This is a genomic window from Mitsuaria sp. RG (genome assembly GCF_028369275.1).
GTDB classification, from domain to species: domain Bacteria; phylum Pseudomonadota; class Gammaproteobacteria; order Pseudomonadales; family Pseudomonadaceae; genus Aquipseudomonas; species Aquipseudomonas peradeniyensis.
In genome coordinates this window covers 60,731-77,604 of record NZ_JAQMYQ010000006.1, presented here as the reverse complement: position 1 = coordinate 77,604, position 16,874 = coordinate 60,731, and the positions used below count along the sequence as shown (strand labels likewise).

Annotated in this window: 14 protein-coding genes; 2 read left to right on the top strand and 12 right to left on the bottom strand. The window is 60.1% G+C overall.

Features of this window, described 5'->3' with window-relative positions:
- Positions 1-4: 4 nt before the first annotated feature.
- The 3 genes from POF53_RS05525 to POF53_RS05515 form a co-directional block, all read right to left on the bottom strand.
- Positions 5-2,410: a fimbria/pilus outer membrane usher protein gene (locus POF53_RS05525; RefSeq protein ID WP_498966716.1), complete on the bottom strand. Its 2,406-nt coding sequence runs from the start codon at positions 2,408-2,410 to the stop codon at positions 5-7.
- A gap of 37 nt (positions 2,411-2,447) precedes the next feature.
- Entirely contained in the window at positions 2,448-3,194 is a 747-nt protein-coding gene (locus tag POF53_RS05520; protein ID WP_254463691.1) for a fimbrial biogenesis chaperone, read from the bottom strand.
- A 62-nt stretch (positions 3,195-3,256) separates the two neighbouring features.
- Positions 3,257-3,808, bottom strand: coding sequence for a fimbrial protein (locus POF53_RS05515; protein WP_110737120.1), 552 nt, complete (start codon positions 3,806-3,808; stop codon positions 3,257-3,259).
- Positions 3,809-4,124: 316 nt separating this feature from the next.
- Here POF53_RS05515 and POF53_RS05510 point away from each other — a divergent pair, with 316 nt between their 5' ends.
- Positions 4,125-5,060, top strand: a complete 936-nt coding sequence (locus POF53_RS05510) for a cyclase family protein (RefSeq protein ID WP_498966713.1) — start codon at positions 4,125-4,127, stop codon at positions 5,058-5,060.
- Positions 5,061-5,203: 143 nt separating this feature from the next.
- Here POF53_RS05510 and POF53_RS05505 read toward each other — a convergent pair whose 3' ends face one another.
- The 7 genes from POF53_RS05505 to POF53_RS05475 form a co-directional block, all read right to left on the bottom strand.
- On the bottom strand, positions 5,204-5,953 hold the full coding sequence (locus POF53_RS05505) for a hypothetical protein (RefSeq protein ID WP_498966711.1): 750 nt from the start codon (positions 5,951-5,953) through the stop codon (positions 5,204-5,206).
- A gap of 101 nt (positions 5,954-6,054) precedes the next feature.
- Entirely contained in the window at positions 6,055-6,438 is a 384-nt protein-coding gene (locus POF53_RS05500; RefSeq protein ID WP_498966709.1) for a hypothetical protein, read from the bottom strand.
- A gap of 4 nt (positions 6,439-6,442) precedes the next feature.
- On the bottom strand, positions 6,443-7,006 hold the full coding sequence (locus POF53_RS05495; RefSeq protein ID WP_498966707.1) for a hypothetical protein: 564 nt from the start codon (positions 7,004-7,006) through the stop codon (positions 6,443-6,445).
- 169 nt (positions 7,007-7,175) lie between these two features.
- Positions 7,176-12,761 (bottom strand): DUF7379 domain-containing protein, encoded by a 5,586-nt coding sequence (locus tag POF53_RS05490; protein WP_498966705.1) that lies wholly within the window; start codon positions 12,759-12,761, stop codon positions 7,176-7,178.
- Positions 12,762-13,037: 276 nt separating this feature from the next.
- Positions 13,038-13,181 carry a hypothetical protein gene (locus POF53_RS05485; protein ID WP_254463702.1) on the bottom strand — a complete coding sequence of 48 codons (144 nt, stop codon included), beginning with the start codon at positions 13,179-13,181 and terminating at the stop codon, positions 13,038-13,040.
- 38 nt (positions 13,182-13,219) lie between these two features.
- Complete coding sequence (locus POF53_RS05480; RefSeq protein ID WP_498966702.1) at positions 13,220-14,365, bottom strand: AAA family ATPase; 1,146 nt, start codon at positions 14,363-14,365, stop codon at positions 13,220-13,222.
- A gap of 14 nt (positions 14,366-14,379) precedes the next feature.
- Positions 14,380-15,240 carry an RNA ligase family protein gene (locus POF53_RS05475; protein WP_498966700.1) on the bottom strand — a complete coding sequence of 287 codons (861 nt, stop codon included), beginning with the start codon at positions 15,238-15,240 and terminating at the stop codon, positions 14,380-14,382.
- A 297-nt stretch (positions 15,241-15,537) separates the two neighbouring features.
- On the opposite strand from POF53_RS05475, the gene POF53_RS05470 reads away from it, so the two are divergent.
- A complete protein-coding gene (locus POF53_RS05470) occupies positions 15,538-15,756 on the top strand; it encodes a hypothetical protein (protein WP_050705559.1) in 219 nt (72 codons plus the stop codon).
- Positions 15,757-15,777: 21 nt separating this feature from the next.
- Here the strand turns inward: POF53_RS05470 and POF53_RS05465 are convergent, their stop codons facing one another.
- Entirely contained in the window at positions 15,778-16,314 is a 537-nt protein-coding gene (locus POF53_RS05465) for a DUF3833 domain-containing protein (RefSeq protein WP_232856241.1), read from the bottom strand.
- A 2-nt stretch (positions 16,315-16,316) separates the two neighbouring features.
- The gene (locus POF53_RS05460; RefSeq protein WP_232856242.1) at positions 16,317-16,859 is read right to left on the bottom strand and encodes a chalcone isomerase family protein; all 543 of its coding nucleotides are present in this window, start codon (positions 16,857-16,859) and stop codon (positions 16,317-16,319) included.
- Between the last annotated feature and the right edge of the window lie 15 nt (positions 16,860-16,874).

The following is a 16,874-nucleotide window of genomic DNA, read 5'->3' as shown; positions in this document are numbered from 1 at the left end:
GCAGTCATCCGGAGGCGCAACTCACTTCGGCCAGGCGCAGGCCGTCCTGTTCTCGGGTCTGCGCCAGGTCAAGGCTGAAGGCGCACTGCTGATCGGCGGCCTGGCCCCAGACCAGACGGTAATGCCGGTCTTCACCGACGGACAGCAGTACCTGGCCCATGGGCCCCACGGCACTGACACGCTGCCCAGTGCCATCGAGCACCGCCGCGCCAAACGGCACCGTCGTGCCACCCGGCAAGCCCACCGTGGCCAGTACCTTGTCACTGCGCCGTGCGCTGAACCGCGCCAGCACCACCGCGCCGCGCCGTGGGACCACGGTACCGACACCATTGTCGATGTCGGTGTTGGTGTCCAGCTTGCGAGTGTCGAGGCTGATGCGGTTGCGTCGGTAAGGCTGAACATACGGCACCAGGCTGTATCCCCGAGCGTCGGTGAAGACACCGGGAGCATTCAGCACACCTACATTCGGCGTGTCCGTGACCTCGACCAGCGCCATGGTCTCACCCAGGTGCTGCCCCAACTGGATACCCCCAGCGTGGGCCAACAACGCCCCGGACATACCGATGTTGAGCGAGCGATAGTCGCTACTGTGGCTCAGCCCCGCATTAAGGTCGGCCCAGGGCGCACGGTAACCGACAGAGGCCGAGCCGGTATTGGCCGAACGTGCGTTGCGCTGCAGGTCGAGGTTGTAGTTGAGGTTGTTGTATTCACCGGCCAAACCACTCAACCCCAAATGCTGGCCCTGACTGCCATCAGCTTCGCGCTCCACGCTGACCCTCGCGCTCTGGCCCCCCAGAGGGAAACTGATGGTCAGGCCTACCTGCAGCCCTTGCTGATCGTCAGCACTCAGGCTCTTGCTGGCGTGCAGCGACAGGTTGGCCCGTTGTACTTGGCTGCTCACGCCGAACTGCAGCTGGCGTTGCTGGCGCGCGCTGTTCCAGTAATCCTGTTGGGACAGGTTCAGGTACATCGAAGTGCTGCTGGCAAAGCTTTGTGAAACGTTGGCCTCCAGACGGCTGCGCCGGCTGACCATCTTGTATTGGCTGTCGTCAGCCAACGCTTGCTGCCAGATACGATCCCCCACCACTTCGCTGAAATCACGGTAACCGGGGGTCGAATAGCGGTAGCCGGCAAAACGCAGGTTGGTCCCCGTGGCGAAGGCCTTGCCATAACGCAGGCCATAGCTCTGTCCGGTCACGGCCGAGGGCCAGATATCCGACCGGGCGTGAGTGACGTCCAGTGATACCGCGCCCAGGCTGCCCAGCCCCTTGCCGACACCTAACTGGTAGGCGCGGTAACCCTCGCCCACCAGCCCCGCCACGGACATGGTGAAATCGCGTGGCAAACCTCGGGCATATGAACCGAGCATGAAGCCCGGCTGTGCTTCGGGTGAACTCGCCGCATGGTAGTGCCCGGCGGTCACGCTGTAGCGCCAGGTACCGTCGCGTAGCAGATTGCCAAGGGTTGCATAGGGCTGGGTGAAACGCTGCTGCGTGCCGTCGGCCTCGGTGATGATCACTTCCAGGTCGCCACTGCCGGATGCCGCGTTCAGGTCACGGATCTCGAACGCGCCTGGCGGCACGAAGGTGCTGTAGAGCGAATAGCCATACTGACGCACCTCGACTTTCGCTTGAGTGCGGGCAACACCCTGAATGACAGGCGCGTAACCTTGCAGCGAATCCGGCAGCATTTGCAGGTCGCTGGCCAGTTGCACGCCGCGAAACGGGATGCTTTGCAGGGTGTCACCCAGGGTCATGCTTTCTCCGATCAGCAGTTGCCCCGCGGTGCCTGGCAAGTCACGTTGCAGATAGCTGGCTGCGCGTTCCCAGGTGCCGTCCTTCTGATACGAAGAACTGGAGCGCAGGCGCCAAGCGCCAAGGTTCAAACCACCATTGAGGTAGAGGCTGTATTGATCAGTGCCCTGATGCTGGTACTCACTCCTGGAACCGGAAAACTGGTAGTTGAGAAACCCAGCATTGATCCCTGCGTCCCACTCTTCGGGGCGCACGTAGCCCAAGGCATCGTGCCTGAGGTAGACCTGTGGAACACTGATGTCGAGCCTGAGTTGGCGGCTGTCGAAATGTACCGACGCTCCCTCCAGTGTCGCCAACCAGTCGGGACAATCCGTGTCGTCGATGGCGGCGGGCAACTGGATTCCCAGCCGTTCCAGCTGCGCCCGGGACAGGCATGGGCTTAGCGCTTCGCCCATGCGCCGGAAGTCGACCTCACGTTGCCCGATTGCCTCCTGGTTCAGGCGCACACTGACCAGGTAGCGCCCGGTCGGCAACGCCTGCTCGTGCAGCATGGCCTGCAGGTCACCCTGCCAGCCCGAACCGCCAATATCGACCATGAAGCCGGTATCGAATTGTGAGCCGGCCGCGGCATCGCGCAGCATAACCAGGAACAGCACCGTCCCTGCCCTTGCCATTCGTCCCTGGATCATGCGGTCAGAACCCGACGCGGGCTTTCAGCGGGTCCTGGTAACCGCCATGATCGTTGATGGTTGAGAACTCGACCATCGCGCCCGCCACCCCGACCTGACGCTTGAGCGGGTAATCCAGGCTCGATCTGGGCGCCAGCATGTCGATGTCCCGCAGTTCGATCGGCTTCTGGCCGTCCGTGACCCGAATGCCAATGAAGGTGACGTGGTACGCGCTGGGGTTGCTGACCCGTAGCAGCGTGCCGGTGGGCCGGTCGATCAGTTTCCACTGCAACTGCCCAGGGGCTTGCAACGCGGTGCCCGGCAAGCCCTTTGGGCGGTAGAAGAGTTTGACTCGGGTGCGCACGGCGACCTTGAGCGCATTGTCCTGGCGCTCGTTCTGCACTGGAATTTCCTGGGCGTTGAAGTAGAACACCGACTCACGATCGCTTGGTAATTCACCGGGTGTCCTGATGATCCGCACCACCTGTTCTTCGCCGGCACGCACCCTGAACAGCGCGGGCATGGCAATGAAAGGGCTGGCGCGGTCGCGGCTGTCGGCGGCGTCATTGACCCAGGCCTGGACCGCATAGTCGTCACGCCCCAGGTTGGAAACGATGGTTGATACGCTGCGCTCGTCCGCGCCGAGCACGATGCGCGTGCCGTTGAGCATCACGCCGGCACTGGCCGGCAGTGCTGGCCAGCAGACGATGAGTGCAACGCAAATCCTGCGCAGGCCGAAGCCGCCCGCGCGCGCACGAAGAAGGGTTTTCATTGCAGTTCGAACCTGAACATTGACAGCACCGGAGCGCGACCTGGCCCCGGTGCAGGGGCGGGTTACTTGTAGTCGACGCTGAAGGAGGCCTTGGCGTTGGCAGTGCCTGGGGTAGCGGCGCCGGTGGCGATGTAGTTCGCGGTGAAACGCAGCGGCTCGCTCAGGTTGGCGTACTCGCTGGAGGAACGGCCCATCTGTACATCGTTGCCCGCGGCGTCGCGAATCTGTACCGCGACATTGCGCGCTACACCGTCGCTCCCGGCATTTTCAAGACCCAGCCATTCACCGTTGGGCCCGGCAACCCCGCTCATGCCGAGGAACCGTACGGTGGCCGTCTTGTCGCTTAGGTCGCAGTCCTCGTCCTCGACGCCCGAGGCTTGCAGATGAAGCTCGAACGCTGCGGCGCCGGCCGTATCGTTTAGTTTCTTCAGTGACTGGGAAGATACGTTGCCGAGTGACACGATCGAGCTTGCGGTGTTGTTGACATCACCGACGCTGACCGAGCAGGTTGAGGCGTTGACCGAGCCGACGAAACTGATCTCACCATCAGCGGCCATGCCGGATGTGGCGACGCAGCACAGGCCGACGGCCAATGCCGATTTCAGAAGATTCATGGAGGTGCTTCCTGTTTTCCGAAGTTGAAGGGAACCGCTGGATGCGGGCCGTTGCAGACTAGGGAAGCGATGCGCCAGGGGGTACGGGAGCCGTCTTGAATACGGGCGAGAGCAGTCTTGATACTTGCCCATATGTGGGTAAGAGCGGTCGAATAATAGGTCCGGCATGGCAGCAACCAGGCCCTGGCAGGCACTGAGGGAGGGACTGTCCCTTGACTCACACGCAAAACTCCTTGTCCCTTCCACCACTTTTTCCCATCCCCGCCTCCACCCAGAATCCGCCCCTGACACCATTTCCCGTTCAGGAGCCCACAACTTGCACTACTTCAAACCCCTGCTACTCACCCTGGCCCTGGCCACCACCGCCCAATCCACCCTGGCCGCCGACTGGCAATCCTCCCCCTACGGCCCGAACGACGAAATCGGCGCCGCCAACCTCCTCACCCCCGAGGTGGTCAAGCAAGCCATCACCCTGGTCAAGACCGGCAAGACCTACCCCCTCGCCGTCCCCGTCAGCAAGGACCTGCCCGCCTTCCGCCACCGCAGCTTCCACCTCTACAACATCCAGCCCGGCGAACAGGCCGGCCAGACCCTGGGCAAGAACAAGTTCAGCTTCAACGACGAGCTGGTCAACGGCTGGACCGGCGTTGGCACCCAGCTCAACGGCATCGGCCATATCGGTATCGACAACGTCTACTACAACGGCAACAAAGCCGCCGACTTCGTCACCGTCGAAGGCGTGACCAAGCTCGGCGTGGAGAAAGTGCCGCCGATGGTCACCCGCGGCGTGGTGCTGGACATGACCGCCTACTACGGCAAGACCATCGTGCCGGGCGGTACGTCGTTCACCGTCAACGACATCAAGGCGGTGCTGAAACGACAAGGCATCACCCTGCGCAAGGGCGACGTGGTGCTGTTCAACACCGGCTGGCTGGAGCTGATTGGCAAGAACAACGCGCAGTTCCTCGCCACCGAGCCAGGCATCGACCTGCCGGCGGCCGAGTGGCTGGCCGACCAGGGCATCGTTGCCTTCGGCGGCGACACCTGGGCCTCGGAGGTCTACCCGAACCCTACCGGTGAGGAGTTCCCGGTCAACCAGTTCATGCTGGCCAAGCGTGGCATCTACAACCTGGAGCTGATCGACACCCGCGCCCTGGTGCGCGACAAGGCCTTCGAGTTCCTGTTCGTGTTGGGCCAGCCGCTGTACAAGGGTTCGACCCAGGTCAATATCAACCCGGTGGCCATCTATTGATCATCAGGCCTTGAGGTGTTGTACCTCGCCTCCCTGGGGCTGCTTTGCAGCCCTTCGCGGGTGAACCCGCTCCCACAGGTACAGCGCCAACTCCAGAAATTGGGCGATCCTGTGGGAGACAGCTTTCAGCCTGGCCGCGCTGTTTACGGCGCCGGGTAGAAGCCTCTGCATTCACGTCCTAAGGGACCGTCTGCAAACGTATTGCCGCTGCAGCAGTCCAACCCGTCGCGCCCCACGTAGGTCCCCGCCCTGCACGCTGCAGGCAGCAGCTTCCTCCAGGTTTTAGTCCCTGCGTCATTTCTGCCCGTGCCATTGAGCTCGTAGGTGCAGTCATGCTTACGCTTCTCTGCATTCGGCACCTGTTGGTTATAGGCTGCTTCCCCCAGCTGGAGACATTGCTTGTACTTGGGGAGATCCAGTTCGCGTTTGGCCTTCGCCTCTGCAATGATTGCGGTGCATTTGGGGTCACCCGGTGTAGCGAGGCAGTTGATTCGCCCACTCAATGCCTTGGCTCTTTCCCTCAAGCTTACGCACTCCTTCGCCAACAGAGGCTGCGCCGGTGTACTGGCGCACGCTTGCTGATAGAACGCCGGGGTGAAGTCGAAGGTATCCGGGTGCGGGCCACTCCCCCGATACATGACCTTCAAGCACTGCTTTTCACCGGACTCGAAGCAAATGCGACACTCTTCTCCCTTCACGCACTTGCTGTACTTCGTACCTTCCTTGTGAGCGAACTCTGTTCCATTCATGGCTTTGGAGAAGACGACATGTGCGTCGCAGTTAGCGGGACAAGAAACCCCATCGTCGTAGATCGTGAGTTTTTTGACCTCTGCCTGGCTGGCCGGCACCGCCGCTACGAGGAACAGCATTGAGAACAGGAGTCGGATAAGCATGTGAGCCTCCTTGAAACTAGCGGTTTAGCGTTTGGTAGCAGGCCAAACCGCTTCACTTGGAGCCGGCGCATCTGCCGGCTGGACGAACACGATCTACGTGGTCAGCCGACAACATGCGGATAGATTGCCGGATGAATGACCTCCGAGTATTGCAGAGAAAGCTCGGCTAAAAAGTCGACAATATCGGCCCGCCTATTATCTCGATCATTGTACAGGGTTAATGCAGCCTGAATATTACGATCAATATTCAAGCGTAACGCCTCGGAGGATATCCTTTCGGCGCACCGCTGCATTGGTTCCGACAGAAGCTCTGGAGTTCCCATTTGCGCGAAATTCTTTCCGGATGGCAAATACTCGGGGTGTCGAGGCACCAAATCATACCTGCAAAGCAAGTCATCGAGCAGTACCAGTACACTCACATAGTTATTGAAATCTTCAGTGTTTCGCAGCTTTAGAAAGTTCTGCGCGGATAGGTATGTGAACATAATTTCATTGACTCCATGCCAAGAGATCATTCACGGCATCTGCGTGGCCTGCGTAGCATCCGGCATCGCCTTTCAGGTTCCCGTACCTGGTCGACTCATTGTCATTGAAGTAGATGTCGAACTCCAAATCATCGAGATCCCGAATCAGGTACTCGCATGAGCCCGTCAACCCCGAGCCTGCTAATACTGCTCTTTGCGTGTTGATTAGCGAATTGATATCGGACTTGATCCTGTAAACCACCGGATAAAAGAAATCGAGGTGTATGCGGTCGGCAACTCGATTGAGGTCTTTCGCTGTGCGCTTGGAGATCGTGTTGTCCTGTTCCCTGGCAAGAATGCCTTTGCGAACCGACATTCGATGTTGTGTCACGAATTTGTCGTAGGGATCCCGGTCCTGCCAAGGCTGATACAGGTCCATGTAGATCAACAGCGGGTTCGATGACTTCGGGTTGCCTCTTCCGTATGGGAAAAACCCTTCTGCGACGTACGTGAAATGCTTACCACCGTACAGGTGCTTATTTATGGAAAGCATCAGGAACGTAGTGGTCGAGTAATAGACAGCGGTCATTGAGTGCCTCCGTGTATACATCAGGATTTTGAGAAATGCTCATGCCTCAAGGTTCCCCCACGATATAAGTGATATCCGACACCCTTCCGTTCTTGTCTGATAGCGTCAATGACTCTAGAGGCTCACGCTTTCCAGCCGCGATACAACCGCCACACCACCTGCGCACGGGTCAATCCTGCGTTTTGACCCAATCCTCCATTTTGTCCTTGAACGCGGCCACTTCCTCTTTCTCCGCTTTGCTGGCTTTGGCCTTATAGCGGTCCAGCACGAACTCGGCCTGCATCTGTACCTCTCTCCACTTCAAGACCGCCGGCACACGTCGTTTCAGGTCAGCGAATTCATTGAGCAACCGAGCGCTATTGGCTTTCAGTTTGCCGTTAAGCAAGACCAGATACAGACCGGCGAGGATCATCGCGACCACATTGCCGAAGTCCGGACTGCTTTCTACCCAAGGTTTGAGCTGCGCCTGGACTCGCAAAATGTCAGCCTTTACCGGAGCGGGCTCAGCGACGAACAGTTGTGCGGCGAGGCGTTCGAGGGCTGGCTCGTAAGCGTGGCTCGGATCGCTGGCGGTAGCACGTTGTTCTGCCTCGGAAAAATAGTCTTCCATCTTCTGCAAGGCGCTCAGTTCGGCGGGCTTGTCATTGGCTAGCAGCTCTATCCAAGCCAAGCGCTTATACGCTGTTCCGCAAAGACTGGTGCGCCCCACTGTCGGCTGTACCTTACACACCCCACTCAACATATTGATTGCACTAGTGATTTGCTCGCGGGCCGAGCTCAACTCGGCGTTCAATGCCTGCGCAGACTCTTTGGCGGCATCTTTCGCTTTCAGCCAGGCTCGGCGCGCCCGCAAATCACCCAATTGCTCGCTGGCTTTGAGACTCGCGCCGCCGTCGTTGGCGCTGATGGCACGCTCGAACCAGTCGATCGCACGTTTGGTCTCACCGGCTTCAGCCCAGGCTTGGGCGAACGCTTCGCACACTGATCCCATCTCGCTCCACAAACGCGCGAAGCGGGTTTCCAGGATCTCGATCATGTTGATGACCTGGGTCTTGGGTACTTTCTTGTAGCGGCTGTCATCGATGGCGATTTCCAATGCCAGCACCAAGGCCTGAGGTGAGGCGATGCTGTCGAAACCCTGGTCTGGAGCCGAAGCAGATTGCTTGGCATCTCCCGGTATACGCGTGAACACCCATTCCGGGTCGCCGTAACACTGGAATGCTGCCCAAGTGTTGCCTTCGGGAGCGGCCTGCCAGGCCTCCCGACGCGCCGACGCCACCGCATCAATGAACCGAAGGCCGTTCAGTACCTGGCTATAGAACTGGGTTGCAAAGAGACGGGCTACTTCGTCGTCTACCGCCCAGCCCGCGACGACAACGCAACGCACCCCGATGGCAATCAGCTCCTCGGCCACCGTAGCGGCGAAGCGCGTACGATCGTAGTTCAGATGCTCGGCCTTCAACAATTTGCTCTGATTGATCGCGCCCAGGTAGCAACAGTTGATGAAAACCAGTTCAGGCACTACGCGCATGCTCATCATTTCCCGAGGACCAAGAAAGATGTTTTTGGACAAAACGACGCCCCGTGGGTTGAGCATTTTCGGCTGAGCTTCACCAACCTTTGAAGGGGCATCGATGTTCGGCACGGGTAAGGTCTCGAACAGCGGCGGCTCGCCGTGGCCTGCAATGTGTACGATACGCCAGTCATGGGCCAGCAAGGCGCTGGTCACCGCTACAGCATCGACGTCAAGGCAGGGATCGGTATCGCTGGATATCAACGAGCGCACCCTGTCGGCCGACAAGTGGTTTTCCATCAGTTGACAGATGGCAAGGGCTTCGGTCCGCGCACCTGGCAGTCTCGGATAGCGTCTGGAGTCGGTGAGCGGCTCGCCGATGATCAGCACATAGGCTTCGGTGGTGGCATCGACTACCTGTTCACGATAGTTCTCGGTTCGGAGCTTGCGCAGAAGCTTGCAACGAATTGCCCAGGGTTCCTGTTCATCCGTCGTCGTTCTGTCCGGGTCGCGCTCGGTATTGAGTAATTCCCAAGGAATCGCCGCAGTAGAGCTGTCCAGTTCGATTTGCATCTCCGTTGTGCCACCTAGGTAGGTATCCATTTCCAGTGGCACCAACAATTTGAACAGTGTTTGACCGATAGTGTTGCCAGCCGAGGGCTGGTTCGACGAGGCGCTGACCAACTCTTGCAGCAACGCCACCTGCGTCGATTGTCCCCGAACTTCGGCGCGAGCGCGCCGGGTGTCCAAGGTGTAGACAATCATCGGCAACTGATTCTCATCGTATTGGGTTATCGCGGAAATGAAGTCGTAGCGAGTGCCTCGGTAACCGCCCTCCAGTGGCCGACGTAGCCAGCCGGTACCGGTCTTGATGGTCGGCGTCACCAGGAAATCTTTCGGCCGTGATTCGCCAAGCAGCTGCACTGCTCGCCAGGCGTCCGTGGCGCGATCCAGGTACAGCTCGGTCAAGTGCAAGTGGCTGACAGTCGGCCAATCCTTTCGTTTAAGGCGGATGTTAGCCTCGCGCACACCTTGGGCAATCAACGCCGCCGACTGCCCTGGCGACATGCCCGCCCCGCCGCTGCCGATCAGCGCGGCGGCCAGCTCGAACTGGACTGGGGCACCGCGGTGTTGTTCAGCCAAGCGCTGGGCCCAAGCCAATACGCCTTGACGCACCGTCAGCATAAGGTCATTGGAGGTCAGTTTGCCCTCTGATCCCAAGCCCACCACTATGGCTGCTTCGGGACGCGGTAGTTGCAATGGATTGTCACCATTGGCGGCAATGTTCATGAATGTCTGGTGGCTGCCTGGTTCCGAGGGATAGAGCCTCATCTTCAAGGCATCGCCCAGCAGGCCTCCGACCATTTCATCAACCACCCGTTCGCTGCCGGTCAGCCCGGCGCTGGCATAATGGCCAACGATCAGCGGATCGCGGGCGAACTTCAGGTTACAGTTGATCACCGTCACCGGTAGAGGCGGTAGTTCTTCCCGCGTCGTCTGGGTGATCACCTGACTGTACAAGTCGAATACATCACCGGCGCTGACTGGCACAGTGATCTGGTTGGCGCGCACCGGCCTGCTCGTGACGTAGGACAGCGATCTGCGTGTGGAAACCCCACGGCTGGTTGTTTCGCTCAACTCCCTTAGTTCAGTGGTTCGACCGGTCTGTAACAATGAGAGAAAAGCCGGGTACGCAGCTCGCTGCTTGGGCAAATCGCCGTGAGCGCAGTCCAATCGATAGGTTTGCACGCCGGGTAGCAGAGCGCTGTGCAGGGGCACCCGGCCATCGCCGCCACCCAATGCATCCAGGTAAGTGAAACCATCTTCGGCACTGATGTCATAACCATCGGGGGTAAATTGCGCATTGCCTACAACCATCGACAGCTTGCTCTGCCAGGCACTCAAGTCTTGAGCATCCAACGCCTTGCGCCACGCTGTCGCGACCTTCAGCACTTCGGCGCTGGGCACACCCCAATCGTAGTAATCCTGCTGGATACGCAGGTTGTGCCACAAGCTGTGCTCCTTCAACCATTGACGATCTTTTTCAGCCAAGTTCGCCCAAACCGCTGTATCGGACAGTTTGAGCACTGGATCGAGCAGGTTGGCTTGCAACTGGATGAATCCTGGCAAGGTCGCCATCAGCGCCCGGGAGTTCTGTGGTGAGAACGGCGCTCCAGCGAATGCCAGGCTGTTGCCGAACGAATCATCGCCTGACAGCACCTGCATTGGTGCCCACGAACCGCCATTGGGTGTACCAAGCATCAACAAGCGTGCCTCCGGGTCTGCCATCATGCGCGCCCACACTTGCGGACACTCAAGCAACATCGTTCGCGCCAGCAAACCTCCCATGGAGTGCGCCAGCATTCTTACCGGCTGTCGAGTACCGGACCTGGCATCGAGGGCCTTTTCTACTGCGTCGGCGAGACGTTTAGCCTCTCGCGCCATCGGCAGTCGCCAATCGTAGGCAAATTCAAACACCTCGTGGCTCGACTTGAGGTAGTCGATCAGGTCCTCGTAAACCAGTCCCACCGCGCCATCAGGTTCGACATTATCCTGCACGTCTTCCTGGTAGCTCAGTTTATCGAGACCATTGATTAACCATGGCCCCAGCCAGATACGCCGATCACCTACCTTGAGGTTGCTGCCGAGAATGCCCGGCAGTACAAATACCGCAGGCTTCTGTGCAGCAGGTTTGTCGTTGGCGCTGCCGCGCAGTCCTCCAGGATCGCGCCCCTGCCAAGAGAGTGGTCCGATATCACTGAACTCCTTGGGTTTGTCCAGTGTCAGGCCGTCGACAATGGCTGCCGCAGTGCGCTCGTTGCTGAAGTAGGAGAAATGCGAAACGGTACCGCCCCGATTCAGAAGAAAACTGGCCGACCTGCTTCTGGGGGCGCCGCCGTACATGGAGCTGGTTTGCACCACCAAGTCATTGTCGGTCCAGAAGTACGTGTCGGAGAGCAGGGTCTTGAGCCAGCTGATCACTGAGTCCGCTTCCATGTCACCTGCGATGACGCGCAACTCGCTGTCGACCGGTACTTGAATCAGGTGCAACCACTTGACCAGCGGACTGTCAGGCATCTGGGCAGCAAGGCCAGGCATCAGCAACGGGTTGCTACGCCGTCGTGCCACTTCGCTGATCAACTCGATTAGCTCAGGTACCACCGGCAGGCCACTCAGTTCCATGCTCCATTTAAGCACCGAAAGGTAGGCATCCAGTCTATTTGAAGCCAGTAGCGTACCCCGTGCGGGGCAGGCAACTCGCACGAAACGCGTGACCTTGAGGTTCTTTTCGTTGACCAGCTTGATCAGCTCTTGCAGATCACCGCGTTGAACCTTGTATTCATCGCCTTCGGCCAATTCATCGAAGCTCTGCTGAAGACGGTCGCCACCGTTGCAGACTTTGACCAGAACCTCGCCGACAAGTCCGCCCCGCGAGTGTGAAAGCAAGTGCATCACTGTATCTTGGGGGAGCGCCCGGGCCAATTCCATGGCGTTCTGAATCGGGCTGGCGGTCAAAGTTGCGTGGTCCAGAGCGTAGACGCCGTTGTAGGCATCAAACAAACGCCGAACTTTCTCTGGATGATCGACCCAAAGCTTGCCGAAAGTGCCCTGGGTAGTGGAGAAAGTGCCGTGCAGCAGTACCAGAATAGGCTTGCCGCTAATGGCAATTTCTGTGGCCGGGGTGCTGCCCTTGAGAGCTTTAAGCGCTTTGGCAGTGAGTTTGTAGAGGCCGGGATCGACCTGGCTGTCGACAGCTCTCGATGCCAGCGCAGCCGCGGTATCCACAACGTTATCTTTACCGACACCGGTGATGACCTGGATCAGTTTAACGAGCACCTTGCCTATCGGCCCACGTGACGGACCACGGGTCTGCCTCTGAACTTCAGCATGACCATCCCATGCCAGTTGCGCGGGGATCCGTATGCTGTCTGTGCCCTGAGCGCCTCGGGATGCCGAACTCTGCTGAGCAAGAAACAGTTCGCTCGCGGTCTGCGGGTTTAGTAGCAGCACGGGACCGTTGGCGATATGCACAGCCATTACGTCCTTATCCGGGTCGACGTTGAGCGACACTTCGCTACCGGTACCGCGACGCACCGCTACCTGAACCGAGTACTTTATCGTTCCGTCAGTCAATCCGGCCGGCAGTTGCAACGGCACCCTGAGGTTTGACGTATTTTGTTCATGCCCAGAAACAACAAACGTAATGCTCACCTTGTTCTCCCTGGCGCGCAGCCCGCTCATGAAGATCAATAAGTACGATAGGTGAGCGAAACGCCATCCTTATATTTTTTCGCCAAGTGAGCTATAGCCAACAGTTCGCCTGCTTAAGCGATGGCTACATAGGTGTAACGGCTATAGAACATAGGCAATGAAACATATTTCCGAGCAAAACCTTATAGCTTTCAAGGCACACTGACCAGAGAAGGGATAGCGCCCTGGCCAAACTAGGTTTGGCCCTACAGCCAAAAACCAATACGCGCTATTGTTCAGTGGCTTCCTATTTAGTTTCGGTCACCTTCATGAAGCGTCAGTTTGGCCATTACTTTGCGAACACTGACGATCAACTTGAAAACAAAAAAGAACACAACCGGTATTCCACGGCGTTCTATGGCCGTCGCGCTCCACATCAAGCCCTGTCGGAATTTCAATAAACAACTGCATGATGGTGACTCCTTGGGCGCAAGTAGCCGCAAAACAGCTCACCCCGTCACCACCTCATACCTCACCCGATGCGCCTCGGTCGGCAGCGGCACCTCCCACTTGAACAGCATCCGCCGTATATCGTCATTGCGCAGCGACGTGTCGCGTCGCTGGTTACGCCGCATGATCTCCTCCTCCGGCCGCTCCAGGTAGACGATCTCCACCTGCGCCCCGTAGCCATACAGCAAGTCCAGCGTACGGCTGCGCATCTGCGCCGACAGGTGCGTCGAGTTCCACACAAAGGGCCTGCGCTCGCGCAACAGCGCCTTGGCCCGGTCGATGGCGTAGTGGGCGGCGGCGCCTTCGTTCTGGCCGTGGCGCAGGCCCAGGGCCTGGCGCGCGTCATCGAACGACACAACCGGCAAATCCGGGTGATGTCGTGCGGTCCAGGTGTCCTTGCCGCTGGCCGGTAGGCCCGAGAGCATCACCACCTGGGAGCCCTGGGGTTCGTGCAGCGCATAGTCCGGGTGCACGCGGGCGCCACGCAGGTACTGAATGCGCGTGTAGTCGTCGGCAAATGCCCGTGGGCCGTACAAACACCCCTCCTCTGCCGCCAGCTCGCGCCACAGTTCGATAGCGGTCAGCACATCGGCCTTGCCGGCATAGTGGCGACCCTGCATGTCGGCCTCGGCCACCGCGCAGAGCATCCACACCGGCAGTTCCCACGACAGCTTGTGCAGCAGGAACTCCGCGCTGCGTCCACTGCGGTCGCCCTGCAAGGCAAAGAACGGCAGTTGATGCACGGTGATGATTCGGCAGATCTGTTCACGCAGCGCGAACGGCACGCCAGCGCGCCACAGCAGCAGCAGCGCATCCACCGCGCCCCGGCGCGAGTGGCCGGGTTGGCCGATGCGCCCGGTCTGCGGGTCGATCACCGTGGTGTCGGGTTTGGCGATGTCATGCAGCAGGGCAGCGAAGAACAGCACGAAGCGCTGCTCGGCGCTCGCCTCGCGATAGGCGCTCTGCGCCAGCAGCGCCTCGACCACCAGGCACGTATGGACCCACACATCGCCCTCGGCGTGATAGGTCGGATCCTGTGGGGTGTCGGCCAGGCGTGCCAGGGCCGGAATGGCCGCCAGGCAAGCGGCGCTGTCCATGTCGTGCCCGGGGTCGGGCACCAGTTGTTGCAGTTGTCGAATATCCATTTCAGGAAGCTCCTTCAGTCGCCGCGGCGTTGGCCGTGCCAGTCCAGGGACAGGCGCGGTGCGTAGAGATCGACGCCGGCGGCCAGTTGATTGGGTATGTACGGTTGGTTGGCATGGTGCTGGTCGGCGTCGAGGATGGCCTGGACGAAGTCCTGGCGCACCCACTTGAGCCGGCCCAGGGTCTGGCGCTCGTCTTCGAGCTTCAGGTACAGGCCCTCCATGCGGCTCGAGCGGTCGCACTGGCGCCAGGCACGGGCCAGGTCGAGGCCTTCGCGGCGCACCACCTGCTCGAACACTTCGCGCCATTGCGCGGTCTTGGCCTGCGAGTCGCCGAGCAACGCCATCAGCTCGGCGTAGCGGCGTGGTGCCGGGCCTTCGTACAGCACCGGCACCGACAGCACCGGTCCGTCGGCGAGCAGGCGTCGACGCGCCGCGGTGGACAGGAACAGCCCCGTGGCGCGGTCCCACACGTCGAACTCGCAGAAGAAATGCGGCAGGTGGTCGTAGAACACCGAGTGCTTCTTGTGCAGCCACTCGCCATACAGCACGAAGCGGTCTTCAAGACGCTCCAGCAACCAGTGCTCGTGGGCCACGGCCCATTGCTTGAACAGGTTGAACTGGCGCTCGCGGCCACCGCCGCTGAGGTAGTGGCCGCGCGATTGCAGGCGTAGTTCGCCACCGTTGGTAAAGCTGATGCCGGCGTTGGCGCCGTCGAGTTTCTCTTCCACCACCAGCCATTGGCCGGCCAACGAGCCGTAGGCCACCTGGCCGGCATCGCTGTCGCCGTCCTGCAGGCGCGAGCCTTGCAGATGGGGTGTGCGGGGGTATTTGAGCAGTTCGAGGGAATGTGCGTCGGCACGAAAATCCATGTTCATGGGTTTCTCCTTGGAAATAGGGAAAAACCGACGACAGGATCAGGCAGGTACGAGGATGAAGCGCCGCCGCGCGCAAGCACGGGCAGCCATCAGGCACGATGGACCGTCGTCGGTATCAGGCGTGTTTGATGGCGCAGGGCACTGGCTTCACCACTTGGCAAAAGATTGCGGGGATTAGAGGGCGCGTATTCAACAGCAGGTACCGGTAGCAGGTCAAGCCCTCAGTGGCATCAATGTGATAGCATTCGCGCGCCCCTGGAGGGGCAATCTTTTGAAATCCCGCAAGGAACATGCTTCGTGAAAGACTTCGTCATCAGCGTCAACAACATCGTCCTCTACATCTCCCTGGCCGTTATCTGGCTCTTCGCGCTCATCACCCTGTTCACCGGCGGCTTCCTGCCAGCCCTGGGTGTGTTCGTGGCCGGTAGCCTCGGCTGGTGCATCGTTTCCGGCTTCTGGTTCGTCCAGTCCGCCACCTACGAAGAGCTGCGCAAGCTCAACGCCAGCAAAGACTGACGCTCTGCTCGGTACGCGCGCTCATGGCGCGCCTTCCGGCAAGCGTCGGAAGAACAGGGTGATCTGGCCGATCTCCAGGCCCAACTTGCTCATGCGCGAGCGGTTGATCAGGGTGTCCTCGTCCATCAGGTACATCCAGTCGTCCAGGTCCACCTGCCAGTGCCGCCCGTCCACGGGCAGATCCAGCGTGTAGCGCCAGCGCAGTGCGTTACCGGCCACTTCACCGCGCGCCTCGCCGATCACATCCCCCGCCGTGCCGCGCCAGCGATCGGGGCCGTCCGGCACCAGCGTCCAGGTGCGCCGCTGGCGTGTGCCATCGCTGTAGAGAAACTGCTCGTCGAGGATCAGCCGTTCGCCTTCCCGGCGGCTGTCGATGCGAACGTGAAAGCGCTTTACCACTTCCCCGGAGCGCTTCTGGAACATGCCCCAGGCCTGCACCGGGCGCGAAAAAAAGGCCGCCAGGTCGAAACGGGGTTGCTCCGCGGCGTAGCGCTCGACGTCGACATTGCCGCAACTGCCCAGAACCAGGCAGGCCGCCAGCAACAGCATTCTGTACATGTTCAGGATCCTCCTCGAGGCTTGCCGGCCAGGCCGAGCAGTTGCAGGCGCAATTGGGCGTCCCGAGCCCGCGGGTCCAGCCAGATGGCGAAGAACGCCCGGGCAAAGGCCGGGTCGGCAAGGGTGCGGGTGGGCTGCTCATCGACATAGAAGCGACCGCCCTGCCCTGGCAGGTACAAGCCCGTGATGCGCATCCCGGGGCGCACATCCACGAATGCCTCCTGTAGTGCCTTGGCCCAGGCTGCAAGCTGTTGCGGCGTCACACGGCCGGCGCCTAGTCGACGCATCTCTTCAAGGCTGGCTTGCACCAGCGTGTCCCGGGACAATGAGCGGTGGTAGGTCAGTTCCAGGGCGAAAGGCTGGTTCCAGTCATGGCGCGGACCCTCGGTCCACAAGCGGGCGCTGTACAGCCGCAGGCCGAACCAGGTGAAGTCGCCACCGCCCAGTTGCTGGGCCGCCGGCAGCGCTGCACGCCAGTCCGCATTGGCCACTGGCATCGACATCAGCAGCAGGCAGAGACAGGCCCAGCGCGCAAGGAATGCCATGGCGAATCTGCAAGG